This window comes from Chryseobacterium sp. 2987, from assembly GCF_031456375.1.
GTDB lineage: Bacteria > Bacteroidota > Bacteroidia > Flavobacteriales > Weeksellaceae > Chryseobacterium > Chryseobacterium vaccae.
Genome location: NZ_JAVDUN010000001.1, coordinates 271,957 through 290,932, shown reverse-complemented (window position 1 = coordinate 290,932; position 18,976 = coordinate 271,957). Strand labels below are relative to the sequence as shown.

General features: G+C 36.6%; 22 protein-coding genes. 13 read left to right on the top strand and 9 right to left on the bottom strand.

Annotated features, from left to right (window positions below; genetic code table 11):
- Position 1: 1 nt before the first annotated feature.
- The 3 genes from ureB to J2Y40_RS01440 all read right to left on the bottom strand — a co-directional run bounded on the left by ureB (position 2) and on the right by J2Y40_RS01440 (position 1,205).
- Positions 2–370 carry an urease subunit beta gene (ureB, locus tag J2Y40_RS01450; RefSeq protein WP_153394209.1) on the bottom strand — a complete coding sequence of 123 codons (369 nt, stop codon included), beginning with the start codon at positions 368–370 and terminating at the stop codon, positions 2–4.
- A gap of 14 nt (positions 371–384) precedes the next feature.
- Entirely contained in the window at positions 385–687 is a 303-nt protein-coding gene (gene ureA / locus J2Y40_RS01445; RefSeq protein ID WP_153394211.1) for an urease subunit gamma, read from the bottom strand.
- A 155-nt stretch (positions 688–842) separates the two neighbouring features.
- Complete coding sequence (locus tag J2Y40_RS01440; RefSeq protein ID WP_309996101.1) at positions 843–1,205, bottom strand: hypothetical protein; 363 nt, start codon at positions 1,203–1,205, stop codon at positions 843–845.
- Positions 1,206–1,611: 406 nt separating this feature from the next.
- On the opposite strand from J2Y40_RS01440, the gene pruA reads away from it, so the two are divergent.
- Both pruA and J2Y40_RS01430 read left to right on the top strand, forming a co-directional pair.
- The gene (gene pruA, locus J2Y40_RS01435) at positions 1,612–3,237 is read left to right on the top strand and encodes an L-glutamate gamma-semialdehyde dehydrogenase (RefSeq protein ID WP_153394215.1); all 1,626 of its coding nucleotides are present in this window, start codon (positions 1,612–1,614) and stop codon (positions 3,235–3,237) included.
- 253 nt (positions 3,238–3,490) lie between these two features.
- Positions 3,491–3,712, top strand: a complete 222-nt coding sequence (locus J2Y40_RS01430; RefSeq protein ID WP_153394217.1) for a cytochrome C551 — start codon at positions 3,491–3,493, stop codon at positions 3,710–3,712.
- A gap of 57 nt (positions 3,713–3,769) precedes the next feature.
- Here the strand turns inward: J2Y40_RS01430 and J2Y40_RS01425 are convergent, their stop codons facing one another.
- On the bottom strand, positions 3,770–4,642 hold the full coding sequence (locus J2Y40_RS01425; RefSeq protein WP_185151949.1) for a TraB/GumN family protein: 873 nt from the start codon (positions 4,640–4,642) through the stop codon (positions 3,770–3,772).
- Between the two features lie 240 nt (positions 4,643–4,882).
- Between J2Y40_RS01425 and J2Y40_RS01420 the strand changes: the two genes are divergently transcribed.
- On the top strand, positions 4,883–5,092 hold the full coding sequence (locus tag J2Y40_RS01420) for a hypothetical protein (RefSeq protein ID WP_309996097.1): 210 nt from the start codon (positions 4,883–4,885) through the stop codon (positions 5,090–5,092).
- A 343-nt stretch (positions 5,093–5,435) separates the two neighbouring features.
- On the opposite strand, the gene J2Y40_RS01415 is transcribed toward J2Y40_RS01420, so the two are convergent.
- Entirely contained in the window at positions 5,436–7,058 is a 1,623-nt protein-coding gene (locus J2Y40_RS01415; RefSeq protein WP_309996094.1) for a helix-turn-helix domain-containing protein, read from the bottom strand.
- Positions 7,059–7,353: 295 nt separating this feature from the next.
- On the opposite strand from J2Y40_RS01415, the gene J2Y40_RS01410 reads away from it, so the two are divergent.
- The gene (locus J2Y40_RS01410) at positions 7,354–8,514 is read left to right on the top strand and encodes a thioredoxin family protein (protein ID WP_153394225.1); all 1,161 of its coding nucleotides are present in this window, start codon (positions 7,354–7,356) and stop codon (positions 8,512–8,514) included.
- Positions 8,515–8,862: 348 nt separating this feature from the next.
- On the opposite strand, the gene J2Y40_RS01405 is transcribed toward J2Y40_RS01410, so the two are convergent.
- Positions 8,863–9,885: a 3-oxoacyl-ACP synthase III family protein gene (locus tag J2Y40_RS01405; protein WP_153394227.1), complete on the bottom strand. Its 1,023-nt coding sequence runs from the start codon at positions 9,883–9,885 to the stop codon at positions 8,863–8,865.
- 72 nt (positions 9,886–9,957) lie between these two features.
- Between J2Y40_RS01405 and J2Y40_RS01400 the strand changes: the two genes are divergently transcribed.
- The 4 genes from J2Y40_RS01400 (at position 9,958) to J2Y40_RS01385 (ending at position 14,637) form a co-directional block, all read left to right on the top strand.
- A complete protein-coding gene (locus J2Y40_RS01400; protein WP_153394229.1) occupies positions 9,958–10,857 on the top strand; it encodes a CorA family divalent cation transporter in 900 nt (299 codons plus the stop codon).
- Between the two features lie 53 nt (positions 10,858–10,910).
- Positions 10,911–12,497, top strand: coding sequence for a patatin-like phospholipase family protein (locus J2Y40_RS01395; protein WP_153394231.1), 1,587 nt, complete (start codon positions 10,911–10,913; stop codon positions 12,495–12,497).
- Positions 12,498–12,558: 61 nt separating this feature from the next.
- Entirely contained in the window at positions 12,559–12,996 is a 438-nt protein-coding gene (locus J2Y40_RS01390) for a hypothetical protein (RefSeq protein ID WP_309996087.1), read from the top strand.
- A gap of 165 nt (positions 12,997–13,161) precedes the next feature.
- Positions 13,162–14,637, top strand: a complete 1,476-nt coding sequence (locus tag J2Y40_RS01385) for a T9SS type A sorting domain-containing protein (RefSeq protein WP_309996084.1) — start codon at positions 13,162–13,164, stop codon at positions 14,635–14,637.
- A gap of 67 nt (positions 14,638–14,704) precedes the next feature.
- Here J2Y40_RS01385 and J2Y40_RS01380 read toward each other — a convergent pair whose 3' ends face one another.
- Positions 14,705–15,235, bottom strand: a complete 531-nt coding sequence (locus tag J2Y40_RS01380; protein WP_309996080.1) for an NAD(P)H-dependent oxidoreductase — start codon at positions 15,233–15,235, stop codon at positions 14,705–14,707.
- Positions 15,236–15,329: 94 nt separating this feature from the next.
- Between J2Y40_RS01380 and J2Y40_RS01375 the strand changes: the two genes are divergently transcribed.
- The 3 genes from J2Y40_RS01375 (at position 15,330) to J2Y40_RS01365 (ending at position 16,470) form a co-directional block, all read left to right on the top strand.
- A complete protein-coding gene (locus J2Y40_RS01375) occupies positions 15,330–15,695 on the top strand; it encodes a helix-turn-helix domain-containing protein (RefSeq protein WP_153394239.1) in 366 nt (121 codons plus the stop codon).
- Positions 15,696–16,064: 369 nt separating this feature from the next.
- On the top strand, positions 16,065–16,244 hold the full coding sequence (locus J2Y40_RS01370) for a hypothetical protein (protein WP_309996075.1): 180 nt from the start codon (positions 16,065–16,067) through the stop codon (positions 16,242–16,244).
- Between the two features lie 43 nt (positions 16,245–16,287).
- Positions 16,288–16,470 (top strand): hypothetical protein, encoded by a 183-nt coding sequence (locus J2Y40_RS01365; protein WP_309996072.1) that lies wholly within the window; start codon positions 16,288–16,290, stop codon positions 16,468–16,470.
- A gap of 90 nt (positions 16,471–16,560) precedes the next feature.
- Here the strand turns inward: J2Y40_RS01365 and J2Y40_RS01360 are convergent, their stop codons facing one another.
- A complete protein-coding gene (locus tag J2Y40_RS01360; protein ID WP_309996069.1) occupies positions 16,561–17,121 on the bottom strand; it encodes a DNA-3-methyladenine glycosylase I in 561 nt (186 codons plus the stop codon).
- A complete protein-coding gene (locus J2Y40_RS01355) occupies positions 17,118–17,438 on the bottom strand; it encodes a MazG-like protein (RefSeq protein WP_153394245.1) in 321 nt (106 codons plus the stop codon). The genes J2Y40_RS01360 and J2Y40_RS01355 overlap by 4 nt, the downstream gene beginning before the upstream one ends.
- Before the next feature lie 180 nt (positions 17,439–17,618).
- On the opposite strand from J2Y40_RS01355, the gene J2Y40_RS01350 reads away from it, so the two are divergent.
- Together J2Y40_RS01350 and J2Y40_RS01345 are read left to right on the top strand one after the other, a co-directional pair.
- On the top strand, positions 17,619–18,533 hold the full coding sequence (locus tag J2Y40_RS01350; protein ID WP_153394247.1) for an alpha/beta hydrolase: 915 nt from the start codon (positions 17,619–17,621) through the stop codon (positions 18,531–18,533).
- 37 nt (positions 18,534–18,570) lie between these two features.
- Positions 18,571–18,930 carry a hypothetical protein gene (locus J2Y40_RS01345; RefSeq protein WP_309996064.1) on the top strand — a complete coding sequence of 120 codons (360 nt, stop codon included), beginning with the start codon at positions 18,571–18,573 and terminating at the stop codon, positions 18,928–18,930.
- Positions 18,931–18,976: the final 46 nt, after the last annotated feature.

Here is an 18,976-nt window from a genome sequence, read left to right as displayed (position 1 = left end):
CTTAATGATTTTTAAAGTTTAACTCTTCAACTTTGGCAAGGCTTGCTTTTTTCTGTTCTTCAGAATCTACCTGTCCATCAACAAGGTTATTGAAGCCCATTGCTTTTTTGGTTCCTCCTATTTCTACCAGCTCCACTACTTTTTCTTCTCCCGGTTCGAAACGCACGGCAGTACTGGCTACGATATTCAGTCTCTTCCCGAATGCCTTTTCACGGTCAAAACTCATGGCTTTGTTTACTTCAAAAAAATGGAAGTGTGAACCTACCTGAATAGGACGGTCTCCTGTATTGGTTACTTTTATTTTGACCGTTTCTCTGCCTTCATTGCAGATAATGGTCCCTTCTTTTACAAAAATTTCTCCTGGTATCATAATAGAAATAGGTATTAACGGATGGGGTTATGAACGGTTACCAGTTTGGTTCCGTCCGGAAAAGTGGCTTCAATCTGAACATCGTGGATCATGTCTGCCACACCTGGCATTACATCATCTTTGGTAAGAAGCTGGGCGCCTTCCTGCATCAGTTCGGCTACTTTTTTTCCGTCTCTTGCTCCTTCCAGCAAAAAGTGACTGATCAGAGCGATGGATTCCGGATAATTTAATTTAAGACCTCTGGCCTTTCTTTTTAGGGCAAGTTCTCCTGCCAGGAACAGCATAAGCTTTTCCGTTTCTCTCGGTGTTAAATGCATAGTATTGAATTTAAAATTGGGTATACGATTCCCCGTCTGCCTTTCTGTAAAGGCAAATAGAAGGATTCAAAGTATTGGATAAAGGGCAATGAATTTATGGATATGTCGTTCCGCACATATCAATCATAATGAATCATTAAAAATGGGTGTGATGATTAGCAGCCTGCAATCTGCAGAGAATGATACAGGATGTATCTTGGTGCTGTAATATAAACGTGGTTTTGTACAGCCGCTACTTTGGTATTGTACGTATAACCATTGAAGAAAAAGTTCAGCCATTGCTGTGTGATGATTGAGTAATCAAATTTTACTTTTTCAAGGTCTTCGGAATCCTGGGTATCCTGATCCTCGGAAAGGTTGTAAATCTCAGCCTGGGTCTGGTTATCGGATTGTTTTAGAAGGTGTGCTTTTGATGAAGCATCAGCATATGACTGATTCTTGCCCTGATCTGCAAAGAGACCTGCACATAAGGCGGCAAAAAACATTACAAAGGAGAATAATAGAATCCTGTTTTTCATATCAGTCATTGATGGTGTAAAATTAGGACAATACCACATCTTTCAGCTATCAAAAAAAACCTTTAAAATGTTCAAAATCGGGACAAATGCAAAATGCAACAAATTCAGCATTTATCTGTAAACACCTTGAATACAGCACATAAGCACCACATACTAACTGTGACAAGTCTTACAGTGTTCATATTTATATAAGTATTCAAATCCTGTACATTCTGAGATCTATTTTAAAAGATTGAACAAAAAAACACGAAAATGCTTCTATTATCTGTTCTTAAAAATGATATTTTTTAAAGATTATTTACAGGTATTCCTGATTTTATAAAAATAAAGTGTATTTTTTCTTTAGCGTTAATTATTGTAAATTTGTATACCAACATATTTTTAATTTAAAATAATACGATATAATATGTCAAAAGCAATTTCGCAAGTACCATTAGCGGTAAACGAGCCGGTAAATTCTTATGTACCGGGGTCTCCGGAAGTTAAAAGCCTTATTGCCACTTACAAAAAGATGTGGGCGGAAAAGACAGAAATTCCAATGATCATCAACGGAAAGGAAGTAAAAACTGATGAGAAAGTACAACTTCAGTCTCCACAGGATCATGCGCATGACTTCGGATTTTACTATAAAGGTGGTATGCAACATGTGGATGACGCTATTAACGCGGCATTAGCAGCTAAACAGGAATGGAACGAACTAGGCTGGGAACAACGTGCGGCCATTTTCTTAAAGGCAGCTGATTTGTTGGCTGGTCCTTACAGAGATGTGATCAATGCAGCAACGATGATCGGACAGTCTAAAAATGTACACCAGGCTGAAATTGATGCTGCATGTGAATTCATCGATTTCTTAAGGTTCAACGTAGAGTTTATGACGGAAATGTATTCTGAGCAGCCAGTATCTGACAATGGTATCTGGAACCGTGTAGAATACAGACCGCTTGAAGGATTCTGTTTTGCAGTAACTCCATTCAACTTTACGGCTATTTCAGGAAACCTTCCTACCTGTATGGCTATGCTTGGAAACGTTGTGGTTTGGAAGCCTTCTGACAAACAGGTTTATTCTGCGAAAGTGATCATGGATGTATTAACTGAAGCGGGTCTTCCTGCAGGGGTGATCAACATGATCTTTACAGACGGAAAAGAAACCGCTGAAAAAGTATTGGCACACCCTGATTTTGCAGGTCTTCACTTTACCGGTTCTACGAAAGTATTCCAGGGAATGTGGAAAATGATCGGTGACAATATCCACAACTACAGAACATATCCAAGAATTGTTGGAGAAACTGGTGGTAAAGACTTTGTAATCGCTCACCCGTCTGCTAACGTAGAGGCTGTAGCTACTGCTTTAGTAAGAGGAGCTTTCGAATATCAGGGACAAAAATGTTCTGCAGCTTCAAGAGCGTATGTACCTAAATCTCTTTGGGCTGATGTGAAAAAAGTAATGGAAGCTCAGATGAGCACAATCAAAATCGGTTCCCCTGAAGATCCTTCTAACTTCGTGAACGCTGTCATCGACAAAAATTCTTTCGAAAAATGTAAAGGATATATCGACAGAGCTAATGCTTCCGGTGAAGCTACTGTAGCTATTGGCGGAACATGTGATGATTCTAAAGGATGGTTTGTGCACCCAACAGTAATTGAAACGACAAATCCTCAGTATGAAAGTATGGTTGAAGAAATCTTTGGCCCTATCTTATCTGTATTCGTTTATGAAGATCAGGACTGGAAAGAAACGCTGAAATTAGTTGATTCTTCTTCTCCTTATTCATTGACAGGTTCTGTATTTTCTCAAGACCGTTATGCAATCAATGAAGCTTACAAAGCATTAGAAAATGCTTCAGGAAACTTCTACATCAACGACAAACCGACTGGTGCGGTTGTAGGACAGCAGCCTTTCGGAGGAGGTAGAGCTTCAGGTACCAACGATAAAGCAGGTTCTAAAATGAACCTTCTAAGATGGACGTCTGTAAGAAGCGTAAAAGAAACTTTTGTTTCTCCAAAAGATTATAAATATCCATACCTAGGATAATCATGAGTAATAGGCAATAAGTAATTGCTTCCTACCTTTATTACACAGCCCCGAAACTTTGGTTTTGGGGCTTTTTTGATGGTCATAAAGAACGAGAACAAAAGATATAAAATTCAAAAAAGTTTTAACCCTTTTACTCAAACTCCCTGAAATCTAACACCTTTTAACAAACTTTATTGATGTTTTAATATTTCCGGCAGGTGCTTAGGAACAGTTATTGGACTTTTACGGATACACCCCAAAATAAAATCGTATGAAAAAGTTATTGTTAGCAGCCATAGGTTCAGGAATATTAGCCTTGAGCTGCGGAACCAAAGAGTCCACAATGTCATCAAAAAATTCTGACTCGGCAGCGACAGGCCAGATGAAAACATCACCACCTTCGACGACCGACACTATGAAAACAAAGATGTCCAATCCTGATACCATCAAGATGAAAATGGATTCAGCGGCTACAGCACCACCGGCTAAATAAATATAATATGTTCAATTTAAAACGGAAAATCTGCAGATGAAAGTTCTGCAGATTTTTTTATGATTTCATAGGAACCGGTTCCACGGAATAACCCAGGCTTTTAAACTGCTCTATAAGTCCGCAGCTATAAGAGAAATGCCCCAAGCCTACTGCTACAAAAACATTCTTTGTCTCTATCAGTCCGGGAAGAATCTGCATCCATCTGCCATTTCTTTGAGTAACAAGAATCTGATCGCTTTTGCTAAGACTTTCGCAGGACTTATTAAAGATATAGCGGTCTTTCAGCTCAAGATATTCATTCTGCATTCCCCGGCATTTCTTTTCGTTCGATGCCATCGTTTTTTCATATCTTTTTAAAGTTCCTTTTATTACGGCTGTTCCGGATTTGTATCTTGATATTTTCGATTCTTCTATATAGTTCTGCTGCATTTCTGAGGTTTCAAGATAGGCCATCTCTTTGCCGTTATCTTCACCCTGCTTTTGAATATAGCTGTCCAGCATGTATTGATCTGAGCCTGCACAGCCGGATTTCCAGATTCTAAGCTGCATCATTTTTACAATTTCATCACGACGCAGCTTTTTGAGGTCTATTCCTGTATTTTTAAAAACAGATTTCAGTCTTGTATATTCTTCCGGCGACAGTTTAGATTCAAGGTCATTGGAATCCTCACGGCTATTGAATTCATCAATAACTCTGTTTCTTTTTGTTTCTGTTTCTGTCATCACCATATCACAGGACAAAAGAGAAGTATTAATGACCGGATATTGATTATAGAATGATTCACCGGCCATATGCATGGTTCCGAAAAAATAAGAAATATGTTTTCCGTTCTTGGAAGTAACTTTCCATAGATAAGTTTCCTGCGCAAAAGTAAATGCTGCCATTGCTGTAAACATTAGAATCAGACCTTTGTTTATACTATTTTTCATAATGTTTATGTTTTTCATTAACTCAAAAATAGTAGTTCATAAAATCAGAAAATTGTAAAAATGTAAACATTGAAGGATTAATTTTCTTCTTTGTTGATTTTTTAAACCGATAGAGATAAGAAAGGTGAAGAGTTCATCTATTACATTAAAATTAATTTTTCAAAAAATCCATCATAAATCGTTATAAAAAAATTATTATTTTTATATATTTGATTACACTAAACATCAAAATAATAGAATATGAAAAAACTATTGGCAGGAACAGTTTTGGGAATTATCTTTTTGGGAAGCTGTGCTCAGAATAAAGAAAAAAGAGAAGAATTCAAAGAAGCCCACGATAAGGATTTTATGAGAAACAGTATGGGGTCTACTGCTGTTGCCCATTCTGCGCCTGCTGTAATTCCTAAAGATTCTACAAAAGTAAAAAACGACAGCTTAAAGGCTAAATAATACAAAAACAAATCCGCGGCAATGCCGCGGATTTGCACTTAAAAAAACTTGACTGAAAAAAACCGGGCAATCAACCCCGATTGTATGATATATAAATTCTAATTGTGTTTAACAATTTGTAAAGATGTATTTTGTTCTTACAGAATTGGTATCTGTTTTTTATTGAAGTCTAAAATTATAGTAAGCTTTTTACAATTTTAATTTTAGGAGTTGGGGTTTCCAAAACGAAAAACCTTCTGGATAAAGCTTTCGCAAAGATATAGCAGTGAATAGCTTACATAAAACAATAGGTTATCTGTTTTCGTGAAAATGAAAAGACAGAATGCAGAAAACAGACTATATTTTAATTGTTTTCACGAAAATGGGTATTATCCGGCTGAGCTTCTGCATCAAGATGTTTAATATAAGCCGAAGGAGAAAAATCCGTAACCGCCTTAAATACCGAAGCAAATTTACTGTGCGAAGAAAACCCGCACTCATCTGCAAGAATACTGATCTTATACTGTCTGTACCGATCATCATTAATCAGCTTATCTACAATATAGTTAATTCTTAAACGATTGACATAAGTTTTAAAGTCAGCATTTTTATGCTGATTGATGACATAAGAAAGATACTTTGTATTGGTATTAAGTTCAGCTGCCAGAAATGACAGTGACATATTTTTGTTATTGTACAATTCTCCTTTTTCAAAATCCTCCAGAAGTTCCAGGAGTTTGGTTTCTGTTTCCTGGGTCATTAAAGGTTCATTTTTTTTCTTATTGCCGCCATTGTCTTTATCATCTACTTCTTCTACTGAAATATTGGAGAATTCTAAACCTCCGGATGATTTCACCTGTAAAGCTTCATCCTGGCTGGCAATCAGCTGTATCTGACTTCTTATAATGTTTCTTAACTTTGACCGTTGTTTTTTCTGTTTAATCCTGAAGAAAATGATAATTCCTACCAGAGAAGTAAGCAGTACAATGATGGCTGTATTTTTGATGACACTGATGTGAGCACTTTTTTTATGAGGTTTCAGTACATTCTCAGTTATCCCGGTGATTTCACGGCTCCTGGCATCCATATCTTCATAAGCTCTTACATATTTTACCGCATACAATGAAGCTTTGAAATTATCTCCTATTCCTTCATAGTAATCATTGATATTGGAATAAACAGCTTTTTTCAACTTAAGACTCCGGGAACTGTCGGCAATTTTTTCAGCTTTTTTAAGGTATACCTCAGCTTCCTTCCAGTTTTTCTGTTTCAGACGAATACCTCCAAGCCCGTTGTAAATTAGCCCCAGAATACAGCAGTCTTCTTTAAGCAGGGATTCCGCCTTATGATAATATGCTTCTGAAAGGTCATAATTCTCAAGCCTGAAATAGACATAGCCAAGCATCTGATGAGAGGCTGCTGCCGGCCGGTCATTATATTCTGGATCATTTTTTTCAAATTCTCTCAGTGAACGTTCAATATAGGGAATAGCGTTGGGAAAATTTCCTAATTCCATTTCATAATAAGCCAGTTCCTGATTCAGTAATCCTGCTGCTTCGCTTCTTTTCCCGGGATCGTTGATCTGTCCGGCTGATTTTAATCCTAACAGGGTATATTTTTTTGATCTTTCATACAGACCTACCAACCGATACTCTTTGGCAAGAAACCCATTGACCCGGGTAATCCATTCTGCATCTTTAATCTGGTTCAGCAGGGAATAGGCATTTTCACCATAGCATAGAGATTTCTTAAATTCTCCGGCAAAATGATGAAGCTCTGCAACAAGTATAAGACTCTTCACCTTTTCCAGAGGTTCGTGTGCAGACATATATAAGGAATCTGCTTTTTTCAGGGCTTTGGGAATATCTTTTGGAATAACATGAACAGAAGTTCTTTCACAGATCTGATCGAAACTGTACTTCTTTTGGGCCAGAACAGGCACAGCAGTTATCAATAAAAACAAAAATTTCAGCAGACTTCTGAACATAAAAGAATAAATTATTATGTAAATTGTATAATAATTCATCATTTTCATGGAGTGTCTTTTTGTTTTTTACAAAGCTACTAATATTTTATTTTTTAATGAAACATTATCTTATTATTTAATTTTTTAACTAAAAATGTAAATTAAATTTATTTTAATAACAATATAAACGAAATTTATGTTAAATTTTCTAAACAAATTATAACAATATTGAAAATAAAATTTTCGTAACTATTTTTAATTTGTATCGACTGATATGTTATCATAATTATTACATTTGTAATCAATAAAAAGTTTTATGAAAAAAATAGCAATACTTTCCTCTTTATTTATAGGAGTTTTATCCTGGGCACAGGGAATTAAATTTGAAGACAGCAATTTTGCTGCAATTCTGGCAAAAGCAAAAAAAGAAAACAAACTGGTATTTATTGATGCTTACGCGTCATGGTGCGGACCATGTAAACTGATGGTAAAAAATATATTCCCGCTTCAGACGGTAGGAGATTATTATAATTCCCATTTTGTGAATGCAAAGATCGACATGGAAAAAGGAGAAGGAGTTGGCCTGGCAAAGAAATACAATGTAAAAGCATTTCCAACATACCTTTTTATTAATGGTGACGGTGAGGAAGTACACAGAACTTTAGGTTATGTGGAAGAAAAAGACTTCATTCAATTTGCGAAAGATGCAGAGGATCCTAATAAAAGACTGACTTCCTTGAAACAGAAGTTTGAAAAAGGAGAAAAGGATCCTGAATTCCTTAAAAACCTTGCCAGCCTTACCATCTACAATGATGCAGAATTGGCAGGCAAAGTATTGGATCGTTATTTCCAGCAGAAAACAACTCTAGATCAGGAGGACGTACAGATGCTTCTATCAGGAACTCAGAGTACAGAAAGCCCTTTGTACAAGATTTTCCAGGCTAAGAAAGCTGATATTACCAAAATTGTCCCTGAAGCTCAATATGACAGATTCGACAAAAGTATTAAGCTGAATACTATCGCTAAAAAAGCATATAATGCTGATACAAAAACATGGAATGACAGCTATTTCATCACAGAAACTCAGAAGTTCATGACTAAAGAGGAAGCTGAAAAAACGCTGAAAAGAGCAAAAGCTTCCAGAGCCTTAAAAGATAAAGATATTCCGGCTTACGAAAAGTTAACCATAGAACTGTATCAGGATATCAGTAAAGCAAGTTCTCAGGAATTAAATTCTATTGCATGGAATTTCTTTGAAAACGTAAACAGTAAACCGTCTTTACAGCAGGCCATCGTATGGGCTCAGGAGTCGGTAAAGAAAAAAGAAGAGTATGCCAATACAGATACATTAGCTAATCTTTATAACAAGATTGGAGACAAAAAGAATGCAAAAATCTGGGCTGAAAAAGCAATCCAGCTTGCAAAAAGCGAAGGACAGGATTCAGGAGACACTGAAAAATTACTGAAAAGTCTTTAATCAATACCATTTAAAAGCCCCGCAGAAATTTTCTGCGGGGCTTTTTTATTTTTAACAGGTCAATTACTTTCCTTCTCCCAGCTTCAAACCAGTTTAAGTCAAACGTTTTATCCCGGACTCTGAGGTTATAATTGTTTTCAAATTTTGGTCGTATTAAAGCTCTATCAGAACAATATGAATCATTATAATGATCAGGTCGCTCCTACGGAGCACTTAAAAAAAATCAAATAACATTATATTTTTTTACAAAAATTTATAAATTGATCATCAATTATAACTCTAAATATAAGTCTGATTTTCTTATCCCGGATTGAGGTTAATTTATATTTCAGCTGCCCTTACTCTTTATTAATATTCAAATAAAACACTTCCCCATGTAAATCCGCTTCCGAACGCTGAAAGAAGTACTAGATCTCCTCTTTTGATTTTTCCTTCTTCAATGGCTTCACTTAAAGCAATAGGAATAGATGCGGCTGTTGTATTTCCGTATTTCTGAATATTGTTGTGGATTTTTTCATCCGGAAGTCCGAATTTCTGCTGTACAAATTGGGCAATTCTAAGATTGGCCTGATGCGGAATGAACATATCCAGATCTTCAATCTTTTTCCCTGCTTTATCCAAGGCTTCCTGCATGGTTTCAGGGAATCTTGTTACCGCATGTTTGAATACGAAGTTTCCGTTCATGATTGGGTATACTTCTTTATTCGTCACATTTTCCGGTTCTTTTCTCATTCTGTCGCTCCATCCGAATTTAGATCCCGGGAACTGGGTACACAATTCATCAGCATATTTTCCTTCAGAATGCATATTTACGGCTAAAATATCTCCTGCATTTTCATCTTCTGTAGCAGAAAGTACAATAGCTCCTGCCCCATCTCCGAAAATCACGGAAACTCCTCTTCCTTCATCAGAAAAATCAAGTCCGAAAGAATGAATTTCTGCTCCTACAACCAATATATTTTTATAAGTACCCGATTTAATGAATGCATTGGCAACGCTCATCGCATATACAAATCCGGAGCATTGATTTCTTACATCCAAAGCACCAATTGTTCCGCATCCAAGCATTTCCTGAAGTAATACCCCACATCCTGGAAAATAATAATCCGGTGAAAGGGTTGCAAAAATAATATAATCGATATCCTGAGCGATTAACCCTGCTTTTTCAATTGCTTTTTCAGAAGCTTTGAAACCTAAATAAGCACTGGTTTCCTGAGAATCATTCCTGTTTTTTCTGTGTCTTCTTTCCTTGATGCCTGTTCTTTCTGTAATCCATTCATCATTGGTAGTCATTAGTTTTGCTAGATCATCATTGGTAACAACATTATCTGGCACATAAAATCCGATCCCTTTTATTGTACTTTTAATCATATAGTTTTTTAATTTTGGCAAAGATAAACTTATTTAACACATAGTATTTCAAAATATTAGTATTTTTATTATATGCCAATTGATACAATATACAGAGACTCCCAATGCGAATGGGTAGATGTAGAGGCTCCCACAGCGGAGGACCTGAAGTTTCTTCACGAGAGATATGAGATCAATAATCTTCTTCTGGAAGACACTATGGATCCTAACCACCTTCCGAAATATGAAGAAGACGGAAATGTAAAATTCTTTCTTCTCCGTGAAAGTACGGAACTGGAACGAAAAAATCTTAACACCATCAGTGATATCAGTACAAAAATCGGGATCTTTCTGCTGGACAACACCATTATTACCATCCACAGGATGAAAACGAAAAGTATTTCGGAGACGAAAAAACAGCTTTCAACCCAACAGACAGAAGCTTCACCTTCCAAAGTTGCATTAATGATTGCGCTTCTGGTAATGAAAAGTTTTGACGATGAATCCGTAAGTCTTCTGGAAACCATGGATAATATTGAAAACGAGATCTTTCTTAAGAACACTAACCATACAAACCAGATCCGGAGGCTTTATAAGCTGAAAAGAAAATCGGGACTTAATTCGCGGGTGCTTGTTATTTCCACGGATGCTGTAGATAAATTCAAATTGTTAAACCTTCAGGATTCTGAGATTGTCGATTTAAAAGATAAGCACAAGGACGTTGTTGCCGATTTTGACCATCTGAATATTCAGATTACCAACCTTATTTCCATGTTCCTGGCTCTTTCTGACCAAAAGGCGAATCAGGTGATGAAAGTACTGGCCATCTATTCGGTTTACTTCTTACCGATCACGTTTATTGCCGGACTGTATGGAATGAACTTCGACAATATGCCGGAACTTCATCATAAATACGGCTATTTTATAACGCTTGGAGTAATGGCTGTGGTGGTGATCTGTACCTTTATTTACGCGAGAAGGAAACAATGGTAGCCAATCTGTAATAGCTCTCCCAAATAAACACCACCAACTCTAAAATATCCACCATGAAAACCGAAGACCTGAATACAATTCTTGAAAACGATATTCTTTCCGCGGAATCCAAAGAGAAACTTATTGCTCTGCATGAAAACATCTCTTCTAAAGAGTTTTCTGATCTGCTGGATGTTTACGGAAACCAGTATGTAGAATTTGTACAGGAAGGCGGCGGTGTGTGGGGAAGCGCACTCGTCGGTTATCTGTACGGACTGGAGATTTTTGGAATCCGTTTTCTGAAAGTGGCAGGAACAAGTGCCGGAGCGATCAATACGATGCTTATCGCAGCCTGTAAAACAAAAGAGGAAGCTAAAAGCGAAGTCATTAAGGACATTTTATTCAGCTGGAATTTTGCTGATTTTATGGATGGAAAAACGTACGTAAAAACGACCATCCATGCTATACTGAATAATAAAAATTTCTTTAAAATCAATATCATTATCGCTATCGTATGCATTATTCTTCTCATCACCATTCCTTTTGCTGTTCCTTCTGAAACGATTCTGAATGCTAAACTCCTGTTTTTAATTCCCTTGATTCCGGCTATTATCCTTTTTTTCTGTATTAAAAAGCTTTATAATAATTTCAGAAAAGCCAACAGCGGGCTTAATCCGGGAACTGTTTTTTCAGACACTATGAAAACGGCACTGGACGGGTTCGGGATTAAAACGGTTGCCCAGCTCAATCAAAAGTTTATTCAGAAAGAACATGATCTCAACCTTAGTTACCGTTACGGAAACAATCAGGAATATTATCAGAAAACCCTTCAGAGTATTGAAGCCATTAAGCATAAAAATATTGAGCATATTGACCTGACACGGTATAAAATTTTCTATGAAAGTGCAGCCAATAATGATTATTATAAAAACAATCCGTTTTACCAGCTCCGGTCGGAATATGTAGTGGTTGCTACAGATATCAATGCCAAAATCAAAGTGGAGCTTCCTACAATGGCTAATCTGTACTGGTCAGAAGAAGAGTTAAAACACATCAGTCCAGCTGAATTTGTACGGGCTTCCATGTCTGTTCCCTTCTTTTTTGAACCATTTCAGAAAAGAATTAATAAAGATGAGGATTCCGTGAAGTATGCCTGGAAGTTCTGGATGAGTACAAAGCCCGAAGACATCTACCCTGTCGGAATTTTTATTGACGGCGGAAGTATTTCTAATTTCCCGATTGATCTTTTTCACGCCAATGATGTTTTTTATCCCAGACTGCCATTATTCGGAGTACAGCTTACCAGCGATTCTGATATTCTTTCAGAGAAAGGAAAAACCAGTGAAGAAATTCTCAAAACTCCTTTTTCGTATGCAGGAAACATCATCAGTACTTTAAAAGGATTTAATGATAAATCTTTCCTTACCAAACACAGCTTTTACCGTCTGTTCAGCATTCAGTCTGTCAACTGTGGAACCAGCAGCTGGCTAAATTTCTTTATGAAGAAGGAAGAAAAAGAAGATCTTTTCAACAGAGGCTTTCAGGCGGCTTTGGATTTTCTTAATCAATTCGATTGGGAAAAATATAAATATGAAAGAATGATGCTTTCAATGAAAGACAAAAAAATACTGAAGGAAGAAGATACACCGACAGTGGGGTAAGGAATTTTGAGTATTTTTAACTATTAAAATCTGTAAAAAGAATTTTCAATAATCGGAATACATGAACTGGATTATCAGAAGCATTAAAAAGGTAAAATTTCATACCAATCTTCAGGAAATTTTAAAGCCTGTCTGGAAAAACATCACCGCCTATAACTGGATTCTTACTGATCTTGATTTCATGCCTGATGGTACCATTCCTATTAACTTTGACCATGATTTTTTTATTTTGAATCACGGACAATTTGAGCGGATTTACAACAGCAATACTCAGATCATCTGGGGAATCATTGCTGCTGTACCTTCTGCTACTGAACCGGATTCAATGTACATTTCTCAATTATCTGCTGAAGATCCTGATGTCTGGAAAAGCAATCATTTTTCAATTCAGGAAAGCGTTTTAGAAATTATAGCTTTTGACAGCAGCTATACCATCGTGAAATTTAAAGATAAAACCTTTCTGATCGGTTTAAGGACTATTTTCAGGAGCAGGCAATAGATTTGGATTACTTTAATAAAAAATATTCCGGCTAAAAAAATAACATCAACATCACAGTATGCCATTAACTCATTGAAAATGAAATCAATTTTAATTAGAAGTTATATTTATATTTTGTAATTTCACCTATAATTCACAAAAAACCACCCTTCAAAAGTACTGTTTATGAAAAATATATTTACTTTTTTGTGTACTGTATCATGTCTGGCTGTTTACTCACAAGGCTGGATACAAACCTGGAAAATAGCACAGAGTGAAAGAAATGTAGCTGCGAATTTTGGCTTTGATATTTTACTTAAAAACAATGTTCTGTATTCCAATGCCACGGGTAATAATACTGATTCCAACGGGCAGAACTCTATATTTCAAGCAGGCAGTCTATATGTATTTGAGCGCGAAAATAATGCATGGATACAGAAAGCTAAGATTGTTCCCAATGACCGGGCTACGGTTGACGGATTCGGAAAAAAGTTTGCAGTAGACAATAATGATCTTTTTATCAGTGCTCCTTATAAAGACGGAAATCTATTCACTAATCAGGGAGCCGTATATCATTTCAGTAAAAACAATACCGGAAACTGGATTCAGCTTCAGAAAATTGAACCTCCTGCAGCCATTACTGAAGGAGGTTTCGGATCAAGTCTGGCTGCCGAATCAAGAATTCTGGCTGTTGGATCTGTTCAATCTGATGTTTCCGTTTTTGAGTTTAACAACGCTACGGAGCAATTTGAATTTACACAAAGCCTGCCTTTTTCAAGCAACGGAAATATCAATAATCCTGCAGTTTTTATAAAAGGGAACAGGATATTTACAGGAAAACGAAATGCAGAGGCTAATGGTACTCCTAATGCCGGCCAGGTTAATATTTACAGGAAGAATACAGCAGGAAGCTGGGAAATTATACAGACCATTAATTCTCCTATAGCGGGAGAAACCGAATTTGGTTCTAATGTTTATGCAAAAGATGATTATCTTTTAGTAACCGCCTATGCGGGCTTATTTGTTTCTGTTTACAAGTACAATTCTGCATCGGACAGCTATGAATATAAACAAACCATTAATGATGACAGCACCTCTTTTTTCGGGACTTCGGTTTCTATTGAAAACAATATCCTGGCCATTGGAGCTCCCGCCTCTATGAACGGAACAATTAATGGCGGAAGCGTTTTTATTTATAAGCCTAAGGCAGATAGTGAATGGGCACTCGATCAAAAGATCTACCACTCCAATCCTTCTTCTTTTGATAATTTTGGCCGTGGAGTAAGTATCAGCAACGGACTGATAGCAGTAGGAGCTCCCCATCATGCTCTGGATCCTGCAGGAATCAATTATGTATCCACAACCGGAGCCGTATATGTATTCAAAGACCCCACCCTGTCTGTTCACGAGACTGATCCCGGAATTTCATTTCAAATATATCCCAATCCTTTTTCCCATTCTGTTTCCATCCAACTGGGAAAACTGTATGAACAGCTGACCACAGAAGTGTTTGATCTTTCAGGAAAAAAAATATATACTGAAAACTTTTCACGAAAACAGATCGTTGATCTGCATTTAGGATTTCTTACTTCAGGAACTTATCTTGTTAAAGTTTATTCAAAGGACTACACACTGGTAAGTTCAAAAATCATTAAGAAATAATCTGCAATAACAAAATATATCCAATAGTTAATAAGAGTTTATAGAGTGATATAAAAATGATTTTATGCTATAGTGTATCTAAAAATTCCAGATACATAGGAACACTTTTTTCAACCCATTCTTCTGAAGGATCATTTTCTATTCCGTAGTATACAAAAGGTTCTTTATAATCTGCTTTTATATAATCAAAAGTCAGCTCATAAGGCCGGAAAAGCTCGTTCATGGTATATTTGTATTTTCCTGAAGCACTATATCCTTCCTCATCAATTCCTGCGGAAACAGCCAGCGACATTTTCTTACCTCCAAGTTTATAGCCGCTTTTACTTCCGTAGGCCCAGCCGTATAAGAGTACTTCGTCCAGCCATTTCTTCAGAAGCGGAGGGCTGCTGAACCAGTAAAAAGGAAACTGAAAAACTATTTTATCATAGGCCTCCATTAAATGCTGTTCTCGGGCGGCATCAATTTTTTCATCGGCATATTCTTCATACAGTGCGTGAACCGTATATTTTTCAGGATATTTTTTTAATTCTTCTATCCATCTTTTATTGATCATTGATTTCTCCATATCCGGATGGATGACAATTACTAATGTTTTCATTTTTTTAATTCGATTTCTGATACAAAATTAATATACATAACTTACATTTCGTACATTAGCAACCAATTGTAGGGTACTATAAAAAATGTAAGTAATGACTAAAATAAAAGAAACCTCCACCAATTTTGCCAATAAAAAGGCACTTGCCGATGAATGCCCTGAAGTATATGCCTCCAACCTGATCGGCGGCCAATGGTCTCTGGCAATCTGCTGTTACCTCATCAACGGAAAACTCAGATTCGGGGAACTGAAGAAATGTCTTCCTAATATCACGGAACGCATGCTCACGCTTCAGCTCCGCAGACTGGAAGAAGAGAAGATCATTACCCGAACGGTTTATGCTGAAGTCCCTCCCCGCGTGGAATATGAACTTACAGAGATCGGTTATCAACTTAAAAACATTATTCTTGAACTTGAAAAATGGGGAAAACAACACAAACGGATTGTTCAAAAAATATAAAAAAAGGAAAGCAGGAAGAGGAAGAGTGGAAGTTATTCGTGTCCGGGACCTTCCAAAAATCTTTTAAACACCAAATAATCCTTTTACTTCAGGTTTATACTTTTAGTACTACAGGGGATTTATTGTGACATAAAAATGAAAAACAGGGAAAACAATAAATTATTTTAATATTTTATTATATTTTATATAATTATTTTATTTTTCAATATTATAAATGGTTTTTTTTATAAATTTAATAATTATCACCCATAAAATATGATATTATGAAAAAACTGTTTTTTTTTTATCTGTACGACAGCTGCTTTATGCTGCGGAATTTATACGAATGCCCAAAAGATCTCTGACGGCGAAACAGTAGACGTAAACGGTATGAAGGTTACTTTCTCTATTCTCAACAAAGAAAGCACACAGGCAGGCGGAAAGCCCTATGACCGTTATAAGGTTTCTGCATCTGTAAAGAACTCAACAGATAAATCTTACAATATCAGGCTCTCTTCTTATCCCCAGATCGTAAACGGATACCGGCATCGTAGAAATAAACTGCATTAATGCTACGGGAGCAAAACTGACCTCTAAAAAGATCCAGCTGAGAATGAAAACCCAGCTCATTAATGTAACTTATTCTGCTTATGATAAATCCGGTAAATATATAACCAGTACCATTCCGGTAACAGGAAGTTATTATTTCGATTCTGGAGATACCATCAATGATGATGCTATTTTTATTGTTCCTCAGGGTGAAAAACCTGATGTTTCAGTACGAAGCTTACGATAGAATACCTTCTTTTTATAAACTGCAGTTTCGGTTTCAGGGAGCGGCGGCTCCGCCGCCGCTCCCTGAAACCGAAACTTTTACCTCATCATTTTAGCCTTCCTCCGTACTTTTCCACAAGGGTTTATGTTCCAAAACTTTAGCATGTATAGGACATGTTTCATGATGTGCTCCTTTCAGATATCCGGTACTCATCAGAAATTCATTCACAATTTCACCTCCTGTGAACTTGAAAGTCTTCTTAAAGAGTTTCATCCATTCCTGAAGGTTTTTGGGGTGATGATGATCCAGCCATTTTTCAAATGAGCCGAATTCATTCTGCAGTTCCAGAATGGTTTTGGAGTTTTCAATTGCGGCGTTCACTTTCAGTCTGTTTCTGATAATCCCCGGATCATTCAGAAGTCTTTCTCGGTCTTCTTCCGTATAAGACGCGATTTCCCGGATATTAAAATTGCTGTAGGCTTTTCTGAAGCTTTCTTCTTTTTTCAGTACTGTTTCCCAGCTTAATCCTGCCTGATTGATTTCCAGGATCAGCCTTCCAAATAATTCATTGTCATCGTGAATCGGGAACCCGTAATAATTGTCGTGGTAGTTCTTATGCAGTTCTTTTCTGCTTTCGGGCTGCATTCCGGATATAGCTAAGCAATAACTCATTGAAATATATTTTCTGTTTTTGTTAAGAATTTTTCCAGGGCTTCTTTCATATCAATTCCTGTACGGTCTGCCAGAACGATCAGCCACCAGATATTTTCTGCTAATTTATGTTCAAGTTCTTCTGCTGAATCTTTTTTCAGCCATCTTTTCTGATGAGACATGATATCTCTTCCGATGAGCCCTGCATCTGTAAGATAGGCTAAGGTATCTTCTTCCAGGGTCCATTTTGTTCTCAGGCTTTTTATTTCAAGTTTATGATACTCTTCTCTGATGTGTAAAGAGCGTTTTATGATCTCGTCAAAATTATTGGTGCTCATGATCTTTATAATAATCGTTAATCTCTATTTAAAACTTTTCAGAGTATAAAGATAAGACACCACATTGACAACTGTTAGTCAGTAGGGGTTTTAATTTTTATCATTTAATCAGAATTCAGATCATACTATGACCATTTCTTTTGGAATATTCATTAGTTTTGAGATCCTAAAATCAGGATCATGAAACTATTGAAAGCCCTCATTTTTTCTCTGTTTTCCATTTTCTTCTCTGCACAGAATATCTATTCCAAAGCGTATGGGAATCAGAAAAATCCTGCGATTATTTTTATTCACGGAGGCCCAAGCGGAAACGCAACCTTATTTGAAGGAACAACCGCCCAGAGTCTGGCTGACAAAGGATTTTATGTAATTGTTTATGACAGGCGCGGAGAAGGACGTTCTAAAGACAGCACCGCAACAATGACTTTCAGGGAAAGCTTTAAAGACCTGAACCGGATCTACCGGACGTATCACCTCAAAAAAACTTCAATCCTGGCTCACAGCTTTGGAGGAATCATCGGAACCTTATTTACCAGACATTATCCTGAAAAAGTTAGTTCTTTAGTTCTTGCGGGTGCGTTATTTACTCAGCAGGAAACGTACAATCATATTTTAAAACAAGGAAAAGAAACGTTTAAAAATGATCCGTCACAACTGAAAAAAATTGCAGATATTGAGAGTATGAGCAAAAATTCTGCTGATTACCGTAAAAGATGTTACGAACTGGCCAGTGAAATGCACTTCTTTACCATGCCCTCTCCTACTGCTGAAAGTCAGAATCTGAGAAAAGCCTATGAAAATGGTGAATTTTACGCAGCAAATATCAGAAACAACGAGTCACCCGTAAAGTTTTACAAAAATGAACCGTTGAACAATCTGGATAATACCTCAGCTTTAAATGCTATTAAAAAAAAAGGAATTCCAATTTATGCGGTATATGGTAAAAATGACGGAATATTCTCAGAAAAACAGCTTAATGACATCAAAAACCTTGCAGGAAATGATCACTTTACAGCCATAGATAATTGTTCTCATTACCTGTTTGTAGATCAGCAGAATGAATTTTTGAAATTGATCAGTCAATATTTAAAATAAAGTGTAGTTTTGTAGTATGCCGGCAGCCAGAATTCATATGAAAACCTATAAAGCATTCCTTACTATGCTTATTCTGGTGTTTTCATTATCCCCGTGTTCTGTGAAACGGGATGTGCTCAGTATTTTGGATATCCAGTATATCAGTGGCTTAAACAAAGTAAAAATAACTTTCGGATCAGTACTTTCCTGTAACGGAACGACAGAAAATTCAACACCAAAATCTTCTGTTTCTAAAACCAACCGTAAGCATCAAAACAGAGAATTTTCTCTTCCATCAGACAGATTATCATTCTTTATTGACGATGCGGACCGTTTCAGCTCTTATTCAGGAAAGGTTTCAGGAAACAGTCCTCCCAAATATATTTTATTTAAAAGACTGAAGTTACATCTGGGGTAGATCATTTTTTTGACCCTATTTTACTATCAATCTTTCAATACATAAA

Coding starts and splice junctions, on each gene's coding strand:
- pruA (WP_153394215.1), top strand. CDS start 1,612: ATGTCAAAAGCAATTTCGCAAGTACCATTAGCGGTAAACGAGCCGGTA.
- ureB (WP_153394209.1), bottom strand. CDS start 370: ATGATACCAGGAGAAATTTTTGTAAAAGAAGGGACCATTATCTGCAAT.
- J2Y40_RS01360 (WP_309996069.1), bottom strand. CDS start 17,121: ATGAGTTATTGCTTAGCTATATCCGGAATGCAGCCCGAAAGCAGAAAA.
- J2Y40_RS01375 (WP_153394239.1), top strand. CDS start 15,330: ATGACTAAAATAAAAGAAACCTCCACCAATTTTGCCAATAAAAAGGCA.
- J2Y40_RS01350 (WP_153394247.1), top strand. CDS start 17,619: ATGAAACTATTGAAAGCCCTCATTTTTTCTCTGTTTTCCATTTTCTTC.
- J2Y40_RS01345 (WP_309996064.1), top strand. CDS start 18,571: ATGAAAACCTATAAAGCATTCCTTACTATGCTTATTCTGGTGTTTTCA.
- J2Y40_RS01410 (WP_153394225.1), top strand. CDS start 7,354: ATGAAAAAAATAGCAATACTTTCCTCTTTATTTATAGGAGTTTTATCC.
- J2Y40_RS01405 (WP_153394227.1), bottom strand. CDS start 9,885: ATGATTAAAAGTACAATAAAAGGGATCGGATTTTATGTGCCAGATAAT.
- J2Y40_RS01415 (WP_309996094.1), bottom strand. CDS start 7,058: ATGTTCAGAAGTCTGCTGAAATTTTTGTTTTTATTGATAACTGCTGTG.
- J2Y40_RS01400 (WP_153394229.1), top strand. CDS start 9,958: ATGCCAATTGATACAATATACAGAGACTCCCAATGCGAATGGGTAGAT.
- J2Y40_RS01365 (WP_309996072.1), top strand. CDS start 16,288: ATGAAAACCCAGCTCATTAATGTAACTTATTCTGCTTATGATAAATCC.
- J2Y40_RS01385 (WP_309996084.1), top strand. CDS start 13,162: ATGAAAAATATATTTACTTTTTTGTGTACTGTATCATGTCTGGCTGTT.
- ureA (WP_153394211.1), bottom strand. CDS start 687: ATGCATTTAACACCGAGAGAAACGGAAAAGCTTATGCTGTTCCTGGCA.
- J2Y40_RS01420 (WP_309996097.1), top strand. CDS start 4,883: ATGAAAAAACTATTGGCAGGAACAGTTTTGGGAATTATCTTTTTGGGA.
- J2Y40_RS01355 (WP_153394245.1), bottom strand. CDS start 17,438: ATGAGCACCAATAATTTTGACGAGATCATAAAACGCTCTTTACACATC.
- J2Y40_RS01390 (WP_309996087.1), top strand. CDS start 12,559: ATGAACTGGATTATCAGAAGCATTAAAAAGGTAAAATTTCATACCAAT.
- J2Y40_RS01440 (WP_309996101.1), bottom strand. CDS start 1,205: ATGAAAAACAGGATTCTATTATTCTCCTTTGTAATGTTTTTTGCCGCC.
- J2Y40_RS01430 (WP_153394217.1), top strand. CDS start 3,491: ATGAAAAAGTTATTGTTAGCAGCCATAGGTTCAGGAATATTAGCCTTG.
- J2Y40_RS01425 (WP_185151949.1), bottom strand. CDS start 4,642: ATGAAAAATAGTATAAACAAAGGTCTGATTCTAATGTTTACAGCAATG.
- J2Y40_RS01370 (WP_309996075.1), top strand. CDS start 16,065: ATGAAGGTTACTTTCTCTATTCTCAACAAAGAAAGCACACAGGCAGGC.
- J2Y40_RS01380 (WP_309996080.1), bottom strand. CDS start 15,235: ATGAAAACATTAGTAATTGTCATCCATCCGGATATGGAGAAATCAATG.
- J2Y40_RS01395 (WP_153394231.1), top strand. CDS start 10,911: ATGAAAACCGAAGACCTGAATACAATTCTTGAAAACGATATTCTTTCC.